Here is a 915-nt window from a genome sequence, read left to right as displayed (position 1 = left end):
CATCTATCGCGCCCAGCTAGTCTGGAATTATTCCAAGGTATAGGCCATATTCCGCCTGGGCCAATGTGGCGAATCCGGAATTTCGGGTCAAAGCCGCATCAGCAAAATTTCCAGATCTGGCGTGGGTTGCACCGCCCCAGTGCCTTGTGAGGACAATATGCGGCTTACGCGCCAGACCAACTATGCCATGCGCATCTTGATGTATTGCGCGGCAAATGACGACCGATTGAGCCGTATTCCCGAGATCGCGGCCGCCTATTCGGTGTCGGAGCTTTTCCTGTTCAAGATCCTGCAGCCGCTGGTCGAGCACGGCCTCGTCCAGACTGTGCGTGGCAGGAATGGCGGCGTCAAACTTGGCCGGGCGGCCGAAGCCATCAGCCTGTTCGATGTCGTGCGCGTGACGGAAGAGAGCTTCGCCATGGCCGAATGCTTCGAGAACGATGCCGCCGAATGCCCGCTCGTCGACAGCTGCGCGCTGAACTCGGCGCTGCGCGAGGCCCTGAATGCGTTTTTCGCAGTGCTCGCCCGCCATACGATCGCCGATCTGGTAGCGGCGCGGCCGAATGTACGCAACCTGCTCGGCATCGACATGCTGATGGAGCGCCGCGCCCCGGCTGCCTAGCGTATTTCTCCCCGTTCTACGGAGAGAAATGCCCGGCAGGGCAATGAGGGGCGGCGCCGACTTCGACAATTGGCGGGGGAAGCGCAGGAAACCGCCATTCGCAGGCCCGGCCTCACCTGAATATCAATAGACCGCCGACTGCGGCAGCACGAACGGCATATTGCCCGCCGGCAGCACGCCGACCCTGAGCCGGCAGTCGAACACTTTCTCGATCAGATCATCGCTCAGCACGTCCCGCGGCGATCCGGCGGCGGCCAGCCGGCCGCGATGCATGACGAAGATCCGCTCCGCAT

The 915-nt window shown here is 62.1% G+C and carries 1 protein-coding gene and 1 pseudogene; one reads left to right on the top strand and one right to left on the bottom strand.

The window, feature by feature from the left end; genetic code table 11:
• The first annotated feature begins 157 nt into the window (after positions 1–157).
• On the top strand, positions 158–622 hold the full coding sequence (gene rirA / locus EN914_RS36755; protein ID WP_024503816.1) for an iron-responsive transcriptional regulator RirA: 465 nt from the start codon (positions 158–160) through the stop codon (positions 620–622).
• Between the two features lie 123 nt (positions 623–745).
• Here the strand turns inward: rirA and EN914_RS36750 are convergent.
• Positions 746–915, bottom strand: a pseudogene (locus EN914_RS36750) (iron ABC transporter); the annotation flags it as partial.

The organism is Mesorhizobium sp. M7A.F.Ca.CA.001.08.2.1 (genome assembly GCF_003998455.1).
In the GTDB taxonomy this organism is placed as follows: Bacteria; Pseudomonadota; Alphaproteobacteria; order Rhizobiales; family Rhizobiaceae; genus Mesorhizobium; species Mesorhizobium ciceri.
Note: the sequence above shows the minus strand (reverse complement) of the source record. Positions and strands in the feature narration are given on the sequence as shown.

Coding starts and splice junctions, on each gene's coding strand:
- rirA (WP_024503816.1), top strand. CDS start 158: ATGCGGCTTACGCGCCAGACCAACTATGCCATGCGCATCTTGATGTAT.